General features: G+C 48.1%; 1 protein-coding gene and 1 pseudogene. Both read left to right on the forward strand.

All coding sequences use genetic code 11. From position 1 onward, the window contains the following. Positions 1-1361 (forward strand): DHHA1 domain-containing protein (locus KDK18_RS01980; protein ID WP_257252815.1); only part of this gene is annotated, 1361 nt, incomplete at its 5' end. Positions 1362-1499: 138 nt separating this feature from the next. Then, positions 1500-1815, forward strand: a pseudogene (locus KDK18_RS01985) (aspartate kinase); the annotation flags it as partial.

Below are 1815 nucleotides of genomic sequence, written 5' to 3' on the forward strand. Positions count from 1 at the left end.
TTAGGAAGTTGCTTGAGGTTCAGCGTGAAAGGGCCCGTGCAGCCAGCAAATTTGGTGTCAATTACAGTGAGCAGTTGGTCATTGAGGGGGCTACCAATTTCACGGGTTACGAAAATCTTCAGGACGCGGCTGAAGTCACAGCTCTGTTTGTTGATGGGCAGTCGGTTGATTTTGTCTCTGAAGGTCAAGAAGCAACGGTCGTTCTGCAGTCAACACCTTTTTATGCAGAGTCTGGTGGTCAGGTGGGCGATACCGGCTTGCTCAGTTTTGAGGGTGGCCAAGTCAAGGTATTGGATACTCAAAAACAGGGCGACAGTCATCTTCATATTTCGGAAGTATCTCAGGGTAAATTAAAGGTTGGTGATACTGTCACTGCCTACGTCGATGCTGAAGCCCGCAGGGCTACGGAGTTGAACCACTCTGCTACTCACTTGCTTCACGCTGCACTGCGTAAGGTTCTGGGTGAGCATGTTACTCAAAAGGGCTCTCTGGTAGATCAAGACAAACTTCGTTTTGATTTTTCTCATTTTGAAATGGTCAGGCCTGAAGCCCTCCGGGCTATAGAGAGGCTGGTTAATCAGCAAATTCGTAATAACAATGAGGTTAAAACTGAGTTGTTGGATATGAAAGCTGCTAAGGCTAAAGGCGCAATGGCTTTGTTTGGCGAGAAGTACGGTGAGGAGGTTCGCGTTCTTTCCATGGGCTCTGAAGGCTTTTCTGTTGAGCTCTGCGGAGGTACGCACGTTAATCGTACGGGCGATATCGGTTCATTCAGAATTGTTTCTGAATCCGGGATTGCAGCGGGTGTGAGACGCATTGAGGCTGTCACAGGCATAGCTGCGGTTGATTACCAGGAGAAGCTGGAAGATACCCTGAAATCGGTCGCAAGTCTGGTAAAAGGTTCTCAGGATAATGTGCAAGACAAAGTATCTTCAATTCTCGATAGGAATAAGGAGCTTGAGAAAGAGCTTCATAGACTTCAACAGAGGCTGGCTTCTGCTGGCAGTGCCGATCTCCTGTCCAGGGCTGTTGATGTCAATGGTGTAAAGGTGCTGGTTACAGAGCTTGAGGGAGTCGATCCTAAGTCTTTGCGAGACATGGTGGATCAGCTGAAAGGTAAGCTCCAGACCGGTATTGTATTTCTGACTGTGCCTGGTCACGCTAAATTTCCTCTGGTAGCGGGAGTCACCAAAGATCTTACTGGCAAAGTGAAAGCAGGTGATTTGTTGAAAATGGTTGCCGATCAGGTTGATGGTCGTGGTGGCGGTCGTCCGGATTTTGCCCAGGGTGGTGGTTCAGATGCTTCCAAAATCAAGGAAGCGCTTGAATCTATTGCCCCATGGTTGCAAGAGCGTCTGTAATGTGATTCGTTAATTCGATCAACTTAATCCTCATTAAAAACGAGCCATCGGGCTCGTTTTTAATGAGGTGTGCTTTTTTTAACAAAGCTATTCGTGTTACATTCCGGGGTCGGCTGATTGACGTAGAACGATATAAACATGGCGCTGTTAGTACAAAAATTTGGCGGCACCTCTGTCGGGAACTTGGATCGCATCCAGGGAGTTGCCGACAAGGTGAAGAGGTTCAGAGATCAGGGACATAATGTTGTTGTCGTTGTCTCAGCGATGAGTGGTGAGACCAACCGGCTGACTGATCTTGCATCTAATATTCAAAAACAACCCACACCCAGAGAGATGGATGTCCTGCTTTCTACCGGTGAGCAGGTCACAATAGCCCTTCTGGCAATGGCTCTCAACGAGCGTAACTGTCCGGCCCACTCTTACACTGGAAGTCAGGTTTCCATTGTTACGGATC

It is taken from the genome of Endozoicomonas sp. SESOKO3 (assembly GCF_024606255.1).